Annotated in this window: 14 protein-coding genes; 5 read left to right on the top strand and 9 right to left on the bottom strand. The window is 59.0% G+C overall.

Going from position 1 to position 16,463, the window contains the following annotated elements; translation table 11 throughout:
* The first annotated feature begins 15 nt into the window (after window positions 1-15).
* A complete protein-coding gene (gene kdpE / locus ACJ8QF_RS01420) occupies window positions 16-705 on the top strand; it encodes a two-component system response regulator KdpE (protein ID WP_033637458.1) in 690 nt (229 codons plus the stop codon).
* Between the two features lie 27 nt (window positions 706-732).
* Here the strand turns inward: kdpE and ACJ8QF_RS01415 are convergent, their stop codons facing one another.
* From ACJ8QF_RS01415 to seqA, 4 genes are all read right to left on the bottom strand, one after another.
* Window positions 733-1,032 carry a DUF3861 domain-containing protein gene (locus ACJ8QF_RS01415; protein WP_169540790.1) on the bottom strand — a complete coding sequence of 100 codons (300 nt, stop codon included), beginning with the start codon at window positions 1,030-1,032 and terminating at the stop codon, window positions 733-735.
* The gene (locus tag ACJ8QF_RS01410; RefSeq protein ID WP_015376959.1) at window positions 1,032-1,670 is read right to left on the bottom strand and encodes a PadR family transcriptional regulator; all 639 of its coding nucleotides are present in this window, start codon (window positions 1,668-1,670) and stop codon (window positions 1,032-1,034) included. The genes ACJ8QF_RS01415 and ACJ8QF_RS01410 overlap by 1 nt, the downstream gene beginning before the upstream one ends.
* Window positions 1,671-1,861: 191 nt before the next feature.
* A complete protein-coding gene (pgm, locus tag ACJ8QF_RS01405; RefSeq protein WP_060560416.1) occupies window positions 1,862-3,505 on the bottom strand; it encodes a phosphoglucomutase (alpha-D-glucose-1,6-bisphosphate-dependent) in 1,644 nt (547 codons plus the stop codon).
* Between the two features lie 77 nt (window positions 3,506-3,582).
* A complete protein-coding gene (gene seqA, locus ACJ8QF_RS01400; protein ID WP_004939934.1) occupies window positions 3,583-4,125 on the bottom strand; it encodes a replication initiation negative regulator SeqA in 543 nt (180 codons plus the stop codon).
* Between the two features lie 224 nt (window positions 4,126-4,349).
* Between seqA and ybfF the strand changes: the two genes are divergently transcribed.
* The 4 genes from ybfF to fur all read left to right on the top strand — a co-directional run bounded on the left by ybfF (window position 4,350) and on the right by fur (window position 7,238).
* Window positions 4,350-5,123, top strand: coding sequence for an esterase (ybfF, locus tag ACJ8QF_RS01395; protein ID WP_080116085.1), 774 nt, complete (start codon window positions 4,350-4,352; stop codon window positions 5,121-5,123).
* 256 nt (window positions 5,124-5,379) lie between these two features.
* Entirely contained in the window at window positions 5,380-5,667 is a 288-nt protein-coding gene (ybfE, locus tag ACJ8QF_RS01390) for a LexA regulated protein (protein ID WP_004939936.1), read from the top strand.
* A 255-nt stretch (window positions 5,668-5,922) separates the two neighbouring features.
* Window positions 5,923-6,462, top strand: a complete 540-nt coding sequence (fldA, locus tag ACJ8QF_RS01385) for a flavodoxin FldA (protein ID WP_004939938.1) — start codon at window positions 5,923-5,925, stop codon at window positions 6,460-6,462.
* 329 nt (window positions 6,463-6,791) lie between these two features.
* Window positions 6,792-7,238 (top strand): ferric iron uptake transcriptional regulator, encoded by a 447-nt coding sequence (fur, locus tag ACJ8QF_RS01380; RefSeq protein ID WP_004939939.1) that lies wholly within the window; start codon window positions 6,792-6,794, stop codon window positions 7,236-7,238.
* A 248-nt stretch (window positions 7,239-7,486) separates the two neighbouring features.
* On the opposite strand, the gene ACJ8QF_RS01375 is transcribed toward fur, so the two are convergent.
* The 5 genes from ACJ8QF_RS01375 to nagE form a co-directional block, all read right to left on the bottom strand.
* Window positions 7,487-10,144 carry a beta-N-acetylhexosaminidase gene (locus tag ACJ8QF_RS01375; protein WP_442537209.1) on the bottom strand — a complete coding sequence of 886 codons (2,658 nt, stop codon included), beginning with the start codon at window positions 10,142-10,144 and terminating at the stop codon, window positions 7,487-7,489.
* A 13-nt stretch (window positions 10,145-10,157) separates the two neighbouring features.
* A complete protein-coding gene (gene chiQ, locus ACJ8QF_RS01370; protein ID WP_076740485.1) occupies window positions 10,158-10,484 on the bottom strand; it encodes a ChiQ/YbfN family lipoprotein in 327 nt (108 codons plus the stop codon).
* A gap of 46 nt (window positions 10,485-10,530) precedes the next feature.
* The gene (chiP, locus tag ACJ8QF_RS01365) at window positions 10,531-11,934 is read right to left on the bottom strand and encodes a chitoporin ChiP (protein ID WP_004939945.1); all 1,404 of its coding nucleotides are present in this window, start codon (window positions 11,932-11,934) and stop codon (window positions 10,531-10,533) included.
* Between the two features lie 578 nt (window positions 11,935-12,512).
* A complete protein-coding gene (gene glnS / locus ACJ8QF_RS01360) occupies window positions 12,513-14,177 on the bottom strand; it encodes a glutamine--tRNA ligase (RefSeq protein WP_015376953.1) in 1,665 nt (554 codons plus the stop codon).
* A 240-nt stretch (window positions 14,178-14,417) separates the two neighbouring features.
* Window positions 14,418-16,454 (bottom strand): N-acetylglucosamine-specific PTS transporter subunit IIBC, encoded by a 2,037-nt coding sequence (nagE, locus tag ACJ8QF_RS01355; protein ID WP_154871347.1) that lies wholly within the window; start codon window positions 16,452-16,454, stop codon window positions 14,418-14,420.
* Window positions 16,455-16,463: the final 9 nt, after the last annotated feature.

Genomic DNA, 16,463 nt, shown 5'->3' with positions numbered 1-16,463 from the left:
CAACGCAGGGGAAACGTGAGCATAACGCCAACCAACATTCTGATTGTTGAAGATGAAAAAGAGATCCGCCGCTTCGTGCGCACCGCGCTGGAGAGCGAAGGCCTGCGGGTGTTTGAAAGTGAAACCCTGCAGCGTGGGCTGATTGAGGCCGGCACGCGCAAACCGGATCTGATCATCCTGGATTTGGGCTTGCCGGATGGCGACGGGCTGAGCTACATCCGCGATCTGCGGCAGTGGAGCGCCATTCCGGTGATCGTGCTGTCGGCGCGCAACGCCGAAGAGGACAAAATCGCCGCGCTGGACGCCGGCGCCGACGACTACCTCAGCAAACCGTTCGGCATCGGCGAACTGTTGGCGCGGGTGCGGGTCGCGCTGCGCCGTCACTCCGCCAGCCAGCAGGAAAGCCCGCTGGTGAGCTTTTCGGCGATCACCGTCGATCTGGTGAATCGCCGGGTGCTGCGCAACGACGAAGATCTGCACCTGACGCCGATAGAGTTTCGCCTGTTGGCGGAGCTGCTGGCCAACGCCGGCAAGGTGATCACCCAACGCCAGCTGCTGAGCCACGTCTGGGGGCCGAACTACGTGGAACACAGCCACTACCTGCGCATCTACATGGGCCATCTGCGGCAGAAGCTGGAAGCCGATCCGGCCCGGCCCAAACACCTGCTGACCGAAACCGGCGTCGGCTATCGTTTCATGCCTTAATCCCAGTGGGCGCGGTTTGCCGCGCCTTTACGCCGCCGGGCCCTTCTTCAAGCCGACCATAAATTCCTTGAACGCCTCGCGCAGCGGAGTGAACACCGGGTGTTTGCGGTTTTCGATCATCACTTCGGAGAACAGTTTCAACCCCACGGCGAAGGCCGCGCTCTGCTCAGGGCCGAAGTTCAGATCGTCACGCGCCCGAATGCGCTCGACGATCTCGAGAATATCGTCATGGTTGGTCACCTCAAAACTCAGCGGTGCCTTCTCGACGGGGTTGCCCTGGCGGTCGCTCAGGGCTTCAACGGTAATGTTAAAACGGTGGCCGGGCATCAGTTCTCCTCCTGCTGCGTGGGTTGAATGTGCATTTCGCTTTCGATCGCCGCCACGGCGGTCAACAGTGCGGCGTTGATGCGCTCCACCTGCTGCGGCGTAAGATCGGCGCGCATCACGTTGCCGCGCAGCAGACTGCGCAGACGGTTCATGGCGTCGTAAATGCCTTCCGCCAGGTTGCCGTGCCGATGATGCTCGCGGCCGGCGCCCGCCAGACGCGCCAGAATGACCTCAACCACCTGTTGATGCTTTTGCAGCTCGCCCTCGCCCGCCGAGGTGATGCGGTAGCTTTTGCGGCCGTTGCCGGTGGTGAGCGGTTCGAGAAAATCCTGCTCTTCCAGCAGCGTCAGCGTGGGGTAAATCACCCCCGGGCTCGGCACATACAGGCCGGAAGAGGCTTCCTCGATCGCCTTGATCAATTCGTACCCGTGGCTGGGCTTGCGCGCCACCAGCGCCAGCAGCACCAGGCGCAGATCGCCGTGTTCGAACAGACGATGACGCCCGCCCCGGCCGCCGCGTCCGCCACGGCCATGCTCTTCGCCGTCGCCGCCGAAGTGATGGCGCCCACCGCGATGACGGCGCCCCTCTTCACATTCATGATGGTGATGATGCCGGTGTAAACCTAATCGATGAAACATAGGGTGATACCTCGCTTTCACAGTGAACATCAATACGAGGTTGTTTAGATATATCTAAACAGCGTCGATAACGCTAATCTAGATCGATATATCTAAATGCGCAAGCCTGCGCCGAGAAAAAGATATATCTAAATTACAGGCATAAAAAAAGCGCTGTAAAAACAGCGCTTTTTATCAGACGAGAACAACGATTATTTGGCGGAAGCCAGCACTTCGCTGACGATCTCAACCGCTTCGTGCTCGATTTTCTCGCGGTGTTCCGCCCCGAGGAAGCTCTCGCAGTAGATCTTGTATGCCTCTTCGGTACCGGAAGGACGGGCCGCGAACCAACCGTTGTCGGTCATCACTTTCAGGCCGCCGATCGACGCGCCGTTGCCCGGCGCTGCGGTCAGACGCGCGGTGATCGGGTCCCCGCCCAGCGTACTGGCCTTGACCATCTCCGGCGACAGCTTGGACAGCGCCGCTTTCTGCGCATGGGTTGCCGGCGCCTGGATGCGGTTGTAGCTTGGCGCACCGAAGCGCTTGGCCAGATCGTCATAGTGATGCTGCGGATTTTCACCGGTTACCGCGGTGATTTCAGCCGCCAGCAGGCACATGATGATGCCGTCTTTGTCGGTCGACCACGGCTGGCCGTTGAAGCGCAGGAACGAGGCCCCGGCGCTCTCTTCGCCGCCGAAGCCCAGGCTGCCGTCGAACAGGCCGTCCACGAACCATTTGAAACCGACCGGCACTTCCACCAGCTTGCGGCCCAGGTCAGCCACCACGCGATCGATCATCGCGCTGGACACCAGCGTTTTACCTACCGCCACATCGGCGCCCCACTGCGGGCGATGCTGGAACAGGTAGTTGATGGCTACCGCCAGATAGTGGTTCGGGTTCATCAGGCCCTTCGGCGTGACGATGCCGTGACGGTCGTAATCCGGATCGTTGGCGAACGCCAGATCGAATTTGTCGCGCAGCGCCAGCAGGCCGGCCATCGCCGACTCGGACGAGCAGTCCATGCGGATGATACCGTCGTGATCCAGGTGCATAAAGCGGAAGGTCTGATCGATGGAGTCGTTTACCAGCGTCAGATCCAGCTTGTAGTGTTCCGCCACGCGCTGCCAATAGGCGATGCCGGAACCGCCGAGCGGATCCACACCCAGCTTCAGGCCGGCGCGTTGAATGGCCGGCATGTCGACCACGTCAACCAGGCCTTCGACATAAGGCTGCACCAGATCTTTGGCGTGCAGGTGGCCGCTGTTCCAGGCCTTGTCCAGCGACTGACGCTGAACGCCTTTCAACTGTTGCGCCAGCAGATCGTTGGCGCGTTTTTCGATCACCGACGTCAGGTTGGTGTCGGCCGGGCCACCGTTCGGCGGGTTGTACTTGATGCCGCCGTCTTCCGGCGGGTTGTGGGACGGCGTAATGACGATGCCGTCGGCCTGCGCGCCGCCGCGGCGGTTGTGGCACAGAATGGCGTGCGATACCGCCGGCGTTGGCGTGAAGCCGTTGTTTTCCTGCACGATCACATCGACGCCGTTGGCGGTCAGCACTTCCAGCACGGAAATAAAGGCCGGCTCGGACAGCGCATGGGTGTCTTTACCCACGTAGCACGGGCCGGTGGTGCCCTGCTGATGACGAACTTCGGCGATCGCCTGAGCGATGGCGAGGATGTGCGCTTCGTTGAAGCTGTGGCGCTGCGCGCTGCCGCGGTGGCCGGAGGTGCCAAACTTCACCGCATGTGCGGCATTGCCGGCTTCCGGTTGCAGCACATAGTACTGCGACGTCAGCTGGGCTACGTTGATCAGATCGCTTTGACGGGCGGGCTGCCCGGCACGTGGATTATTCGCCATCGACATATCTCCCTCATCCCTGTCGGTGACCGGGCAAATACGTCGCGCACGGCCATCATGACGGGCTGTTCGCTAAATTAGACGGTACCGCAAACTTTCTCGATCAGTTCCGCCGGGAACTGCATCGCCTGCATGATGTGTTCGATCATGCTGCGTTTGCGGCCGGTATTGGTATTGGTGATCACCCAGTAAGGGGTGCCCGGCACATGCTTCGGCTTGGTATGCGTGCCGTTGGCCAGCAGGGTCTGCTGATCGCTGGCGAAATAGGTGCGGGTACGGCCGGTCAACGCCTCGGTAGCGGCGGCAAAACCGGCGGCATCGAGGGTGTACAGCGTGGACAGCACCAGCATGAAACGGTTGACCGCTTTGTTCTGCTCGGCGTATTCATCCGACAGCAGCAGTTCACGCACGGCGCGTACGCGATCGCGCGGGCGCTGAACCGGTGCCGCTTTTTCCAGCTCGACGGACTGCGACGCACTGGCGGCAGGCAACGCGCGCACCGGCTGGCCGGCGGTGAATTTCAACATGCGGCGTAAAATATCGGACGCGCTTTCACCGATGTGTTGCGTGTGGCTGGCAATATAACGGTAAAGCTCTTCGTCGACTTCAATAGTTTTCATCTTTATCCAATACTGTTTTTTCTACTTAGAACCTGAAGCCAGATCCTGCATTCAAGCCATGGGATTATAAGGTTAAAAGCGCTGGGGCGAACACAACAATGTGCCTCCGGACGGCAAATGCAGACTAATACCTATAGCCGGCACTGCCAAGCCCGCGCCGCGAAAATTCCGCATGATTCATCGTGCGATTCAATCATGATACCCTAATCTGAATCTCTCTCAGTATGAACTTCGCCATGAAATTACATTATCAACTGCTGGCCGCCGAGTCAGACGCGCTGCCGGTGCTGCTGATCCACGGGCTGTTCGGCAATCTCGACAACCTGGGCGTGCTGGCGCGCGATCTGCATAAACAGCACACTGTGATCAAAGTCGATCTGCGCAACCACGGCCTCTCCCCGCGCGCCGACGATATGAACTACCCCGCCATGGCGCAGGATCTGCTGGCGCTGCTCGACGAACTGCAGCTGGAGAAAGCGATCGTCATCGGCCACTCGATGGGCGGCAAAGCGGCGATGGCGCTGACCGCCATCGCGCCCGAGCGCATCGCCAAGCTGATCGTCATCGACGTCGCGCCGGTGGATTACCAGACCCGACGCCATGACGAGATCTTCGCCGCGCTGAAGGCCGTCAGCGCCGCCGGCATTACCCAGCGCCAGGCGGCCGCCCAGTTGATGCGCGACTACCTGCAGGAAGAAGGCGTGATCCAGTTCCTGCTGAAGTCCTTCCATAACGGTGAATGGCGCTTCAACCTGCCGGTGCTGATCGAACGCTACGAAGACATCACCGGCTGGCAGGACGTGCCGGCCTGGCCACACCCGACCCTGTTCATTCGCGGCGGCCTGTCGCCGTACGTGCAGGACAGCTACCGTGCAGACATCGCCCGCCAATTCCCGCAGGCACGCGCGCACGTCGTCGCCGGCACCGGCCATTGGGTGCACGCCGAAAAACCGGAAGCGGTGCTGCGCGCCATCCACCGTTTCCTCGGCGAAGCCTGAAAAACGCGCTCACCTGGCGAAAAAACGCGCTAAAGATAACGGCTTAGCGCGTTTAGCCCGCAGTTAGGCATTGTCGCCGCTCCATCTGCTGGGGTAATATGGCGCGCTATAATTTTGCCGCCGCGCCAGCGCGTTCGCGAACGCCGGTTCGGGGGTAAATTTGGGTTAGGGTTTATTGGCCCGAAGTGTGTTAACCGATGCCTCCGGAAGCGTGCGAGCGCTTTTTGATGCAAACTCCCTTGCAGTACCGCTACCTATGGCAAAAGAACAAACGGATCGCACGACGCTGGATCTGTTCGCAGATGAACGCCGTCCGGGGCGCCCGAAAACCAACCCGCTTTCCCGCGATGAACAGCTTAGAATCAATAAGCGCAATCAGTTACGGCGCGATAAAGTGCGCGGATTGCGGCGCGTAGAGCTGAAAATCAACGCGGATGCGGTGGACGCCCTGAACAAACTGGCGGAACAGCGCAACATCAGCCGCAGCGAACTCATCGAGCAGATGCTGTTGGCGCAACTGGCGGAAGAACAGCCGGAACATTGATCTCTTCGGCCGCACGCGCGGCGCGGCGTTAAGGACAACGCCGGATCGACCACGCTTTTCTTCATCCTTCGGCATCGCATAAATGCGATAAAACCCCGGCGCCACTTTCTGGCATGATACGCATTTACCGGTAAGAGACTGCGCCTGTCGGCGCCCGCCACCGTGGCGAAAGGCTCTTGCCATGGCATCATTTTAATCGGCGGCAGTGCCGGCGCCGAGTAATGCAATTAATTGAATTTAAAGGTTATACGCGATATGGCTACTGTAGGCATTTTCTTTGGCAGCGACACTGGCAATACCGAAAACATTGCCAAAATGATCCAGAAAATTCTCCAGAAACAGTTTGGCGACGACGTCTCTGAAGTGCACGACATCGCCAAAAGCAGCAAAGAAGACCTGGAAGGGTTCGATATCCTGCTGCTGGGTATCCCGACCTGGTACTACGGTGAAGCGCAGTGTGACTGGGACGATTTCTTCCCGACGCTGGAAGAAGTCGATTTCAACGGCAAACTGGTGGCGCTGTTCGGCTGCGGCGACCAGGAAGACTACGCGGAATACTTCTGTGACGCGATGGGCACCATCCGCGACATCATCGAACCGCGCGGCGCGGCCATCGTGGGCCACTGGCCGACCAAAGGCTACCACTTCGAAGCTTCCAAAGGCCTGGCGGACGACAACCACTTCATCGGTCTGGCGATCGACGAAGACCGTCAGCCGGAGCTGACCAACGAGCGCGTCGACGCCTGGGTCAAACAGATCGTCGAAGAGCTGAGCCTGGCCGATATCGTCGGCTAAACGCCGGGACTGGCGAAAGGTTGAACAAAGGCCCTGTAAAGTGCATAGTGTGCCGACAGGGCCGTCATCGGCAACAGGGATTGCTGCGATAGAAGCTACAGATTTGTAACTTCCCACCCCGTCACGGTAGACTGAGATATCGGTTTATCCCATCCATCAAGGCGTTGCATGCAAAACATGCAATAGTGCAATTATATCTTTGTTAACAACCGGCGGTTTCCATTTAGTACAACCGGTTCTATAATGAGACGCATTAACTCTTTGTGCCGACCGATGCCACAGGCGAGTACGCCTCAACTTGATTAGCATAGTAACAGGACTGAATTCGCATGACCGACAACAACATCGCATTGAAGAAGGCCGGCTTAAAAGTCACGCTTCCGCGACTCAAAATCCTGGAAGTACTGCAAAATCCGGAATGCCATCACGTCAGTGCGGAAGATTTGTACAAAAAACTGATTGATATGGGCGAAGAGATCGGCCTGGCAACGGTTTATCGCGTACTGAACCAGTTTGACGATGCGGGCATTGTGACACGTCACAACTTCGAAGGCGGCAAGTCCGTGTTCGAGCTGACCCAACAGCATCACCACGATCACCTGATTTGCCTGGACTGCGGCAAAGTGATCGAATTCAGCGACGAATCCATCGAAGTGCGCCAGCGTGATATCGCCAAGCAGCACGGCATCAAGCTTACCAACCACAGTCTGTACCTGTACGGCCACTGTGAAACCGGTGACTGCCGCGAAGACGAATCGCTGCACGACAAGAAATAAGCCTGACCGGCTATGAGAAACCGCCTCACATTGAGGCGGTTTTTTTATGCCCGCCGTACAACGGGCAAAAAAATCCCCGGACCAGCCGGGGAAAGATCATGTCATGAAATACTACAATTGCAGCGGCACTGCGACTCCACGTATTGCTCTCACTTCAACATCCGCCCCACGCCGGCACGCGCGGGGGCGAACGCATTCCCCCTTCGTTAAGCGGCCCGCCGCCATGACGACAGGCCGATGTGCCGGGCTTAGACCTTCTCGGCGCGGCTGTAACGTTTACCGTCCGGACTGACCGAACGCACCTGCACCTCACCCGATACCGCCGGCTTGGCCTTGGCGTCATAACGCTGCCACTGCTTGCCGCCGTCGGTGGAGTACTCGATGCCCAATCCCGGCAGCGCGATATTCGCTTCCAGCTTGCCGCCCGCCACGCGAGCGCCCGGCACCGGCAGACGGTAGGCGACGCCGCCTTTGTCCAGCTTGGCCAGTTCTCGTTGGCCCAGGATATTGGCGAAGCGCAGCCAGTCTTTCTCCAGCGCCTTGGTGTCGACAAAGTGGGTTTCCCCGCCTTTGTATTCACGGCCGGCGCGATAGTCCTGCTCCCAACCGGCGCGGTGCCAGGCGCGTTCCGCCACCGACAGCGCGCGCGGGAAGATCATGTATTCCATCTGCGGATCGGTGCGCTGGGTTTCGCTCCACAGCTGAGCGGACAGACCGTAGGCGCCCGGCCACGGCTTGTCGCTTTTGGCGTTAAAGTGGTTGCCGTCGCGGTCGACCGAGGTTTCCGCGTTCTGCGGCATGTTGTCCGGCGCGAAGCTGAACACCTTGCGCTCGTCGCTGAAGCGGGTGCCCCAGTAGTAACCACGCTCGTCCGGGTTCACCTCGTAAGGGAAGTCCATGTAGACGTAGTCCGGGTTGGAGACCACCACTTCATATCCTTTGTTGGCCCAGTCGTTGACGCTATCGAAACCGCCCCAGTACAACGTATCCCAGAAGTTGACGCCCACGCGCGAGGTGGCGAACGCCTTTGCGTTCTCGGCGTCTTTCAAGCCGTCTTGCCAGGCCTGCATTCTGTCGATGCCGTGCGCCTTCACCAGCTTGCTGACCTCCTGGCCGAAGTAGCTCGGCAGGTGTTCCATGTCGGCCACCTTGCCTTCTTTGATCATCGTCTGGCAAACCTGCGACTTGGCCCACGGCTTGTCTTCGTTGCTCTGGTCGATGATGCCTTTACCCGGCTCCGGTTTCGCCTTGTCGGTATAGCCGGCGCCCAGGCGGATGTTTTTCGCCTCATCGCCGCCGAAGTGCCAGGTTTTGATCGGCTGCCCGGCTTCTTTATGCATCTGGGCAATCTCGCCAATCACCTTGTCGACAAAGCGCTGGGAGGAATCCAGGCACGGGTTCAGGTAGCTCTGGCGGTTAAAAAACTGCACCGAGGTCGTATTGGAGGTATCGGTCGGATCCACCAGGCGGAATTCGTTGGCCTCCTGCTCTTTGCCGGCAGCATGCAGCTTTTTATAGCGCGCCTCCATCGACACCACCGCGGCTCGGGCGTGCGCCGGCATGTCGATCTCCGGGATCACCTCAATCTGGCGCGCCTGGGCGTATTTGATGATGTCGATATAGTCCTGACGGCTGAAGAAGCCGCCGTAGACGTCCGGCCCCTGGCCGTACTGCGGCAGCAGGCAGGTGGTTTCGCTCAGATCGTGGCAGCGCTGGCCGCCGACTTCCGTCAGCTCCGGCAAACCGGGGATCTCGATGCGCCAGCCTTCGTCATCGCTCAGGTGGAAGTGGAATTTATTGAGCTTGTAAGCCGCCATCTGATCCAGCAGACGCAGCACCGCGTCCTTCTTATGGAAGTTGCGCGCCACGTCGAGGAAAATGCCGCGATACTGGAAGCGCGGCGCATCGCTGGCGTCCAGCGTGGCGATCTTGCCGCTGCCGTCGCTCGGCACTAACGACAGGATCGACTGCAACCCGTAGAACACCCCGGCCTGATCGAAGCCGATCACCCGCGCCTCTTTCTTACCGATTTTCAGCTCATAAGCGCCCGGCACCGCCATCGCGCCTTTAAACTTGCCCGGCTGGATGTCGGTCTTGATCGGGTAACCGTTGGCCTGAACCGGCACGCCCAGCAGCGCGAAACGCTGGTTGACGACGTCCGCCGCCGGCTTGACCAGCGTGCTCAGATCCGGCGATACCCCTTTGCGCAGGTCGGCGTCCTGTGCGTGGATCTTCACCTGCATCGGTGTCGGCACGATCTGGCCGCGCAGCGCGCCGGCGGGCAACGTCTGCAGATCGGCATTGCTGACAAAGCGCGAAGCCGGCGTCATCAGAATGTTTTTGTCGTCCTTGGTGCGCTTCCACTGATCGCCGGTGAACGGCGCCACGAACTGGTCCAGGTTTTCGGTGTCGGTATTCGCCAGCATTTTCGGCTTGGCGTCGCCGGAGGTGGCATACCAGCGCGGCAGGAAGTCGTTTCTGAACAGCTGCCAGTATTCGGCGACCACCGGGATTTCCACCGCCTTGCCGGCAGGGAAACCGCTGAATTTGGCGGTCGGCTCCAGCTTGTACAGATCGCCGGTCAGATGCGCGATCTTGAACTGATCGTTATCCACCCGCAAGGTCTGGCGCGGGCTGTGGAAATAGATGACCCAGTCCTTGTCGTCGATCGCCTGCCCGTCGTTGCTGAGGGTGAACAACACCCGGTTGCAAGAGGCCCAGTCGGCGCCCAGCGCCGCGCAATCCACGCCGTTTTCGCCGGCGCGGTTATCCAGCATTTTCACGTTCAGCTTCAGCTGGCTCAGCTGATCCACCAGCTGCTGATCGGCCATGGCATTACCCATGCCGCCCAGGAATCCCATCGTTGCCGTCAAAGCGGCCAGTGCGCTCAGTTTGAATGCGTTCATCTTCTCGTCCTTCTTAATTATTGTTATCGCGAATTTCTTGCCACAGCTTGCCGCACTTGGCGTCGTAAGCCTGACCGTTACCGCTGTGCACCGCCATAATGCAGTTCTGATAATCCATCACCCGCACCGTTTCCTGCGCGGCGAACTGCTGGTGCTGTTTCTCTTGTTTCAGCACGTTCAGCACCGCCTTGCAGGGCTGCAGACGTTCCGGCGAGCCTTCGGCGGTGTTGATGCAGGCGCTGTAAGCCTGCTTCAATTTGGCGTCTTCCGGCGGCGCGGCGGGTTGCGCGCAGGCGCTCAAAAGCGCGGCGGCCGCCAACATCAGCATGATTTTTTTCATCGTTGAATTCCCTTAACTGCCCCCGGCGACGAGGCCGGGGAACGCATCAGAAGATGGTGAATGGCGCGATAACCATGAACTTGACGTCTTTCTCGTCCTGGAAGATGTTGCCGTAACCGCCGCCCCAGCTCGGGATGTTGGTGTGGTTGTCATACTGGGTGTAGTGCAGCTTGATCAGCGTGCCCTTGGCTCGCCCTTCCTGGATGGTGTACATCGCGTCCAGGCTCCAGGCGCTCTCTTTCAGGCGCTGGCTCTGATCGTAGATCGGGTTGGTGCTCGGCTTGGCGTCCCAGGCGTAAACGTAGGAGCCGCCGACCGCCATGCCCGGCAGATTCCAGTTGCTGAGGTCATACATCACGCCGGCGTACACCGCTTTCTCGCCGTTGGCGTTAAAGTCGGAGCGGTTATCCCACCACACGTCCAGGCGGCCGTTGGACGAGGCGTAGGTCGGGGTCATGCGCTGCAGGAAGAAGCCCTGATTGCCTTCCGCCTTGACCATGGTGCCTTCCAGACGCCAGTTGAACTGGCCGGTGGTATAACCGAAGGTCAGCGCCTGCAGCCAGGCCAGCCCGTCGTAGATGCTGTTCGGATCGTTCTTGTCGCTGATGCGATCTTCCGCACCGTAGAACTGGTAACTGGTGGTCAGCGGGTTGCCCAGCACATCGAATTTGTAAGACGCCTTGGTGAAGTACTGATTCACGTAACCCTGGGCCTGGCCGAAGGCGGCTTCCAGCACCAGATCGTTTTTGAAATCGTACTTGGCGCCCAGCGAGTGCAGGTAGGAGACGCGGGTTTTCTTATCGTTCTGGCGGAAGTCGTCCACCTCGATATGCCATGGCGCCTTGTATTTGTCGGCCCACATGTAGGAGAAGCTCAACGCGCCGGCATCGCCGTAGTCGAACTTGGCGCCGGCCTCGGCGCCCTGATAGGTGCCCGGCATAAAGCTCCAGTGCGGCGCCAGCAGGGTTTGGCCGCTCGGCTGAATATAGCCGGCGCGTGCCCAGACCGGGCCGTATTTGAACTTGGCGGCGGCTTTGTACAGGCTGACGCCGCCTTTGTCACCGGAATAGTCTTCGTCGTAGGTACGGTTTTTTGAGGAGAACGCGATCTCGTTCGGGTGGCCGCTGGCGCTGGATTCAGCCAGCTCGATGGCGGTAAAGGCACCGACATCCAAGCCGAACATGTCCCAGGCATAACCCGAAGCGAAATCCAGGCTCAGGTTGGCGGTAGAGTGCGACAGGTTGGTGGTGTATTGGTTGTAATCCTTGCTGTCCGGATTGAGATCTTTACGGTCGCGCTCACGTTGCCAGTAATAGATGCCGCCGGTCAGCGTGGAATCATCGATAAACCCTGCGGCTTTCGCCTCAGGCGCCATGGCAAACCCTGTTCCCAACAGCGCGCCCGCGACTGCGAGCGCCAGCGTTTTACGCTGAGCACCGTGCGTACCCATATTGAAATTCCTCTTTGACTTAACTTAAAAGTTGCAGCCGCCTGTGTTCACCACTGCCCTGCACGACTGCCAATAAAAAACCCGAACGGGTAAAAAAAATTGCCGACGAGATGTTATTCCCACAGCACTAATTGCTACAGACAGACTATTTTTCGCGACGCGAATTATCAAATGAAAAATGCGGGAGATTTGTCAAAATATGACAAGGAGCACATATCGGTGAGATTTTGTTACGCCGGTGTTCATGGAAGGTGTCGAATAAAAAATTCAATTAAATCAGAATAAATTGAGATACAAGGTCAACCAGAGACGATTAATGGTTTCAGCCTGACCAAATCCGTCATTCAGACAATAAAAATTGAGAGCGCTCTCCAAATGAAATTAATTCGCATCACGAATATATAAGTAAAAATTAAGACTATTAAGTACAATATCAGAAAACTTATTGATTAATGCACCGCGGTTAATTAAGCACAGCCCGGAATAACGCTGCAGGAATAGATGATTTGCTCGATGGCAGACATAAAAAAAGCGCGGCCTAAGCCGCGCTGATTCATTAATTTCCAAGGCGAATAAGATTAGCCTTCGATTTTCGCCCAGGTATCACGCAGGCCAACGGTGCGGTTAAACACCAGATGCTCGGCCGACGAGTAACGATTGTCGGCACAGAAGTAGCCTTCACGCTCGAACTGGTAGGCCTTCTCCGGCTGGGCGGCCGCCAGGCTCGGCTCGACGAAACCGTGCTTGATGACCAGCGATTCCGGGTTGATGGTGGAGAGGAAATCCTCCGCCGCGCCCGGGTTAGGCACGCTGAACAGGCGATCGTACAGGCGAATTTCCGCCGGCAGCGCGTGCGCCGCGGATACCCAGTGGATCACGCCCTTCACCTTGCGGCCGTCGGCAGGATCTTTGCTCAGCGTTTCCGCATCGTAGCTGCAGAAGATAGTGGTGATCTCGCCCGCTTCGTCCTTCTCGACGCGCTCGGCCTTGATCACGTACGCATTGCGCAGACGCACTTCCTTACCCAGCACCAGACGCTTGTACTGCTTGTTGGCTTCTTCGCGGAAGTCGGCGCGATCGATATAGATCTCGCGGCTGAACGGCACATCGCGGCTGCCCATTTCCGGCTTGTTCGGGTGGTTAGGCATGGTGACCATTTCCACCGCGTCGCCCATGTTCTCGATGACGATTTTCACCGGATCCAGCACCGCCATGGCGCGCGGGGCGTTCTCGTTCAGATCGTCGCGAATGCAGGATTCCAGCGCCACCATCTCGACGTTGTTGTCTTGCTTGGTCACGCCGATGCGCAGGCAGAACTCGCGAATCGAGGCGGCGGTATAACCGCGGCGGCGCAGACCGGAGACGGTCGGCATGCGCGGGTCATCCCAACCTTCGACGATCTTCTCGGCCACCAGTTGGTGCAGCTTGCGCTTCGACATGATGGCGTATTCGAGGTTCAGACGCGAAAATTCGTACTGCCGCGGGTGGCAAGGAATGGTGATGTTATCCAGCACCCAGTCATACAGACGGCGGTTATCCTGGAACTCCAGGGTGCACAGCGAATGGGTGATCCCTTCCAGCGCATCGGAAATGCAGTGGGTGAAATCGTACATCGGGTAGATGCACCATTTGTTGCCGGTCTGGTGGTGTTCGGCGAACTTGATGCGGTACAGCACCGGATCGCGCATCACGATAAACGGCGAAGCCATATCGATCTTGGCGCGCAGGCAGGCGGCGCCTTCGGCGAACTCGCCGTTGCGCATCTTCTCGAACAGCGCCAGGTTCTCTTCCACGCTGCGGTCGCGGTACGGGCTGTCTTTGCCCGGCGAGGTCAGGGTGCCGCGATATTCACGGATCTGCTCCGGCGACAGCTCATCGACGTAGGCCAGCCCCTTGGTGATCAGCTCAACCGCATACTGGTGCAGCTGATCGAAATAGTCTGAGGAGTAATGAACGTTGCCGCTCCACTCAAAGCCCAGCCACTCCACGTCGTGCTTGATTGACTCCACGAACTCGATGTCTTCTTTCACCGGGTTGGTGTCATCGAAACGCAGGTTGCACTGGCCCTGATAGTCCTTGGCGATGCCGAAGTTCAGGCAGATGGACTTGGCGTGGCCGATATGCAGATAGCCGTTAGGCTCCGGCGGGAAACGGGTATGTACCGACGTGTGTTTCCCCGACGCCAGATCTTCATCGACGATCTGACGGATAAAATTGGTTGGGCGGGCTTCAGCCTCACTCATTTCACTGTTCCTCAATGCAAAGCGCTACACATAACCGCCTATGATCCAACAAGCCACGTCTGGAAACAACCGTTTGTTTCACGAAAAATGCGGCATATTGCACCATCGGCGCGCAGCGCACCGCCGTGGAGCGAAATGGGATAAAAAAAGCGGGAAGAGATCGCTCTCTTCCCGCCAAGTCGGGGCAAACTCCGCCATGATGCGTGACCGGCCCCGGGTACTACTCAGGTAAAAACAGCCTTATTTCTGGATCTCGTACAGCTTGGTCTGACCGGCGACCACCGAGCCGCTGGCCAGCGCCGCCAGGCCGGCATAGTCGTCAGAGTTGCTGACTACCACCGGGCTTATCATCGAACGCGCATTGGCGTTCAGGTAATCCAGATCCAGTTCCAGAATCGGTTGACCGGCTTTCACTTCCGCGCCCTCTTCCACCAGGCGTTTGAAGCCCTGGCCTTCCAGCGCGACGGTGTCGATCCCCATGTGCACCACGATCTCGGCGCCCTTGTCGGTTTCCAGGCAGAAGGCGTGGTTGGTGTTGAAGATTTTCACCACGGAGCCGTCAGCCGGCGCCACGACGATGTTGTCGGTCGGGCGAATCGCCAGGCCGTCGCCTACCGCCTTGCTGGCGAAGGCTTCGTCCGGCACCTGATCGAGCGCCACCACTTCACCGGTTACCGGCGCCACCAGCGTTTCAAACGCGGCTTTCGGTGCGTTCGGCACCGCCTGCGGTTTGGCTTCTGCAGCAGGGGCCGCCGCCGGAGCCGCCGCAGCCGCTACCGGGCCGGCCGCGATCACATTGCGCATCGCGCTGGCGATAAGTTCGGCACGGGTGCCGACGATCACTTGCACGCTCTGCTTGTTCAGGCGAATAACGCCCGATGCGCCGAGGCGTTTCGCCAACGCGTCGTTCACCAGCGCGGAGTCTTTCACGTTCAGGCGCAGACGGGTGATGCAGGCATCGATGCCGGTCAGGTTGTCGGAACCGCCGATCGCGCCGACGTAGCGACGGGCCAGCGTGGTGGTTTCGTTCTCGTCTTTACCGGCGTTGCTGTCGACGTTGACGTCGTAGCCGTCGGTTTCGTCACCGGCAACCGCCAGTTCGCGGCCCGGGGTCATCAGGTTGAACTTATTGATGGTGAAGCGGAACACCACATAGTAGATAACGAAGAACACCAGGCCTTGCGGGATCAGCATGTACCAGTGGGTCGCCAGCGGGTTGCGGGACGACAACACCATATCCACCAGGCCGGCGCTGAAGCCGAAACCGGCGATCCAGTGCATGCTGGCGGCGATGAACACCGAGATACCGGTCAGCACGGCGTGGATCACGTACAGCACCGGCGCCACGAACATGAAGGAGAATTCCAGCGGTTCGGTGATACCGGTAAAGAAGGCGGCGAACGCGGCCGCCAGCATGATGCCCGCCACTTTGGCTTTGTTCTCAGGACGCGCGCAGTGATAAATGGCCAGCGCCGCACCCGGCAGACCGAACATCATGATTGGGAAGAAGCCCGCCTGGTAACGGCCGGTGATGCCGACAACCGCTTTACCGGCTTCGATCGACTGCTGGCCGCCGAGGAAGTTAGGAATATCGTTGATGCCGGCCACGTCGAACCAGAACACCGAGTTCAGCGCGTGGTGCAGGCCAACCGGAATCAGCAGGCGGTTGAAGAAGGCATAGATGCCCGCGCCGACCGAGCCCATTTTCTGGATGTGTTCACCGAAGTTCACCAGACCGTTGAAGATCACCGGCCAGATGTACATCAGAATGAAAGCGACCAGGATCATCAGGAAGGAGATGAGGATCGGCACCAGGCGGCGGCCGCTGAAGAACGACAGCGCCTTAGGCAGCTCGACGCCGCTGAAGCGGTTGTACACTTCGGCGGAAATGATGCCCACCAGAATACCGACGAACTGGTTCTGGATCTTGCCGAACGCGGCAGGCACCTGATCCAGCGGGATCTTCTGAATCATCGACACGGCGGCCGGTGAACAGAGGGTGGTCAGCACCAGGAAGCCGACGAAGCCGGTCAACGCGGCGGCGCCGTCCTTGTCTTTGGACATACCGTAGGCCACGCCGATAGCGAACAGCACCGACATGTTGTCGATGATAGCGGAGCCGGATTTAATGAAGAAAGCGGCGAGCGCGTTGTCGCCGCCCCAACCAACAGGGTCAATCCAGTACCCGACGCCCATCAAGATGGCGGCGGCGGGCAGCGTGGCGACCGGCACCATCAGCGCCCGTCCCACCTTTTGCAAATAACTAAGAATGTTCACCTTTTCCCC

Origin of the sequence: Serratia sp. CY81684 (assembly GCF_052166595.1) — a bacterium.
In the GTDB taxonomy this organism is placed as follows: Bacteria; Pseudomonadota; Gammaproteobacteria; order Enterobacterales; family Enterobacteriaceae; genus Serratia; species Serratia nematodiphila.
Note: the sequence above shows the minus strand (reverse complement) of the source record. Positions and strands in the feature narration are given on the sequence as shown.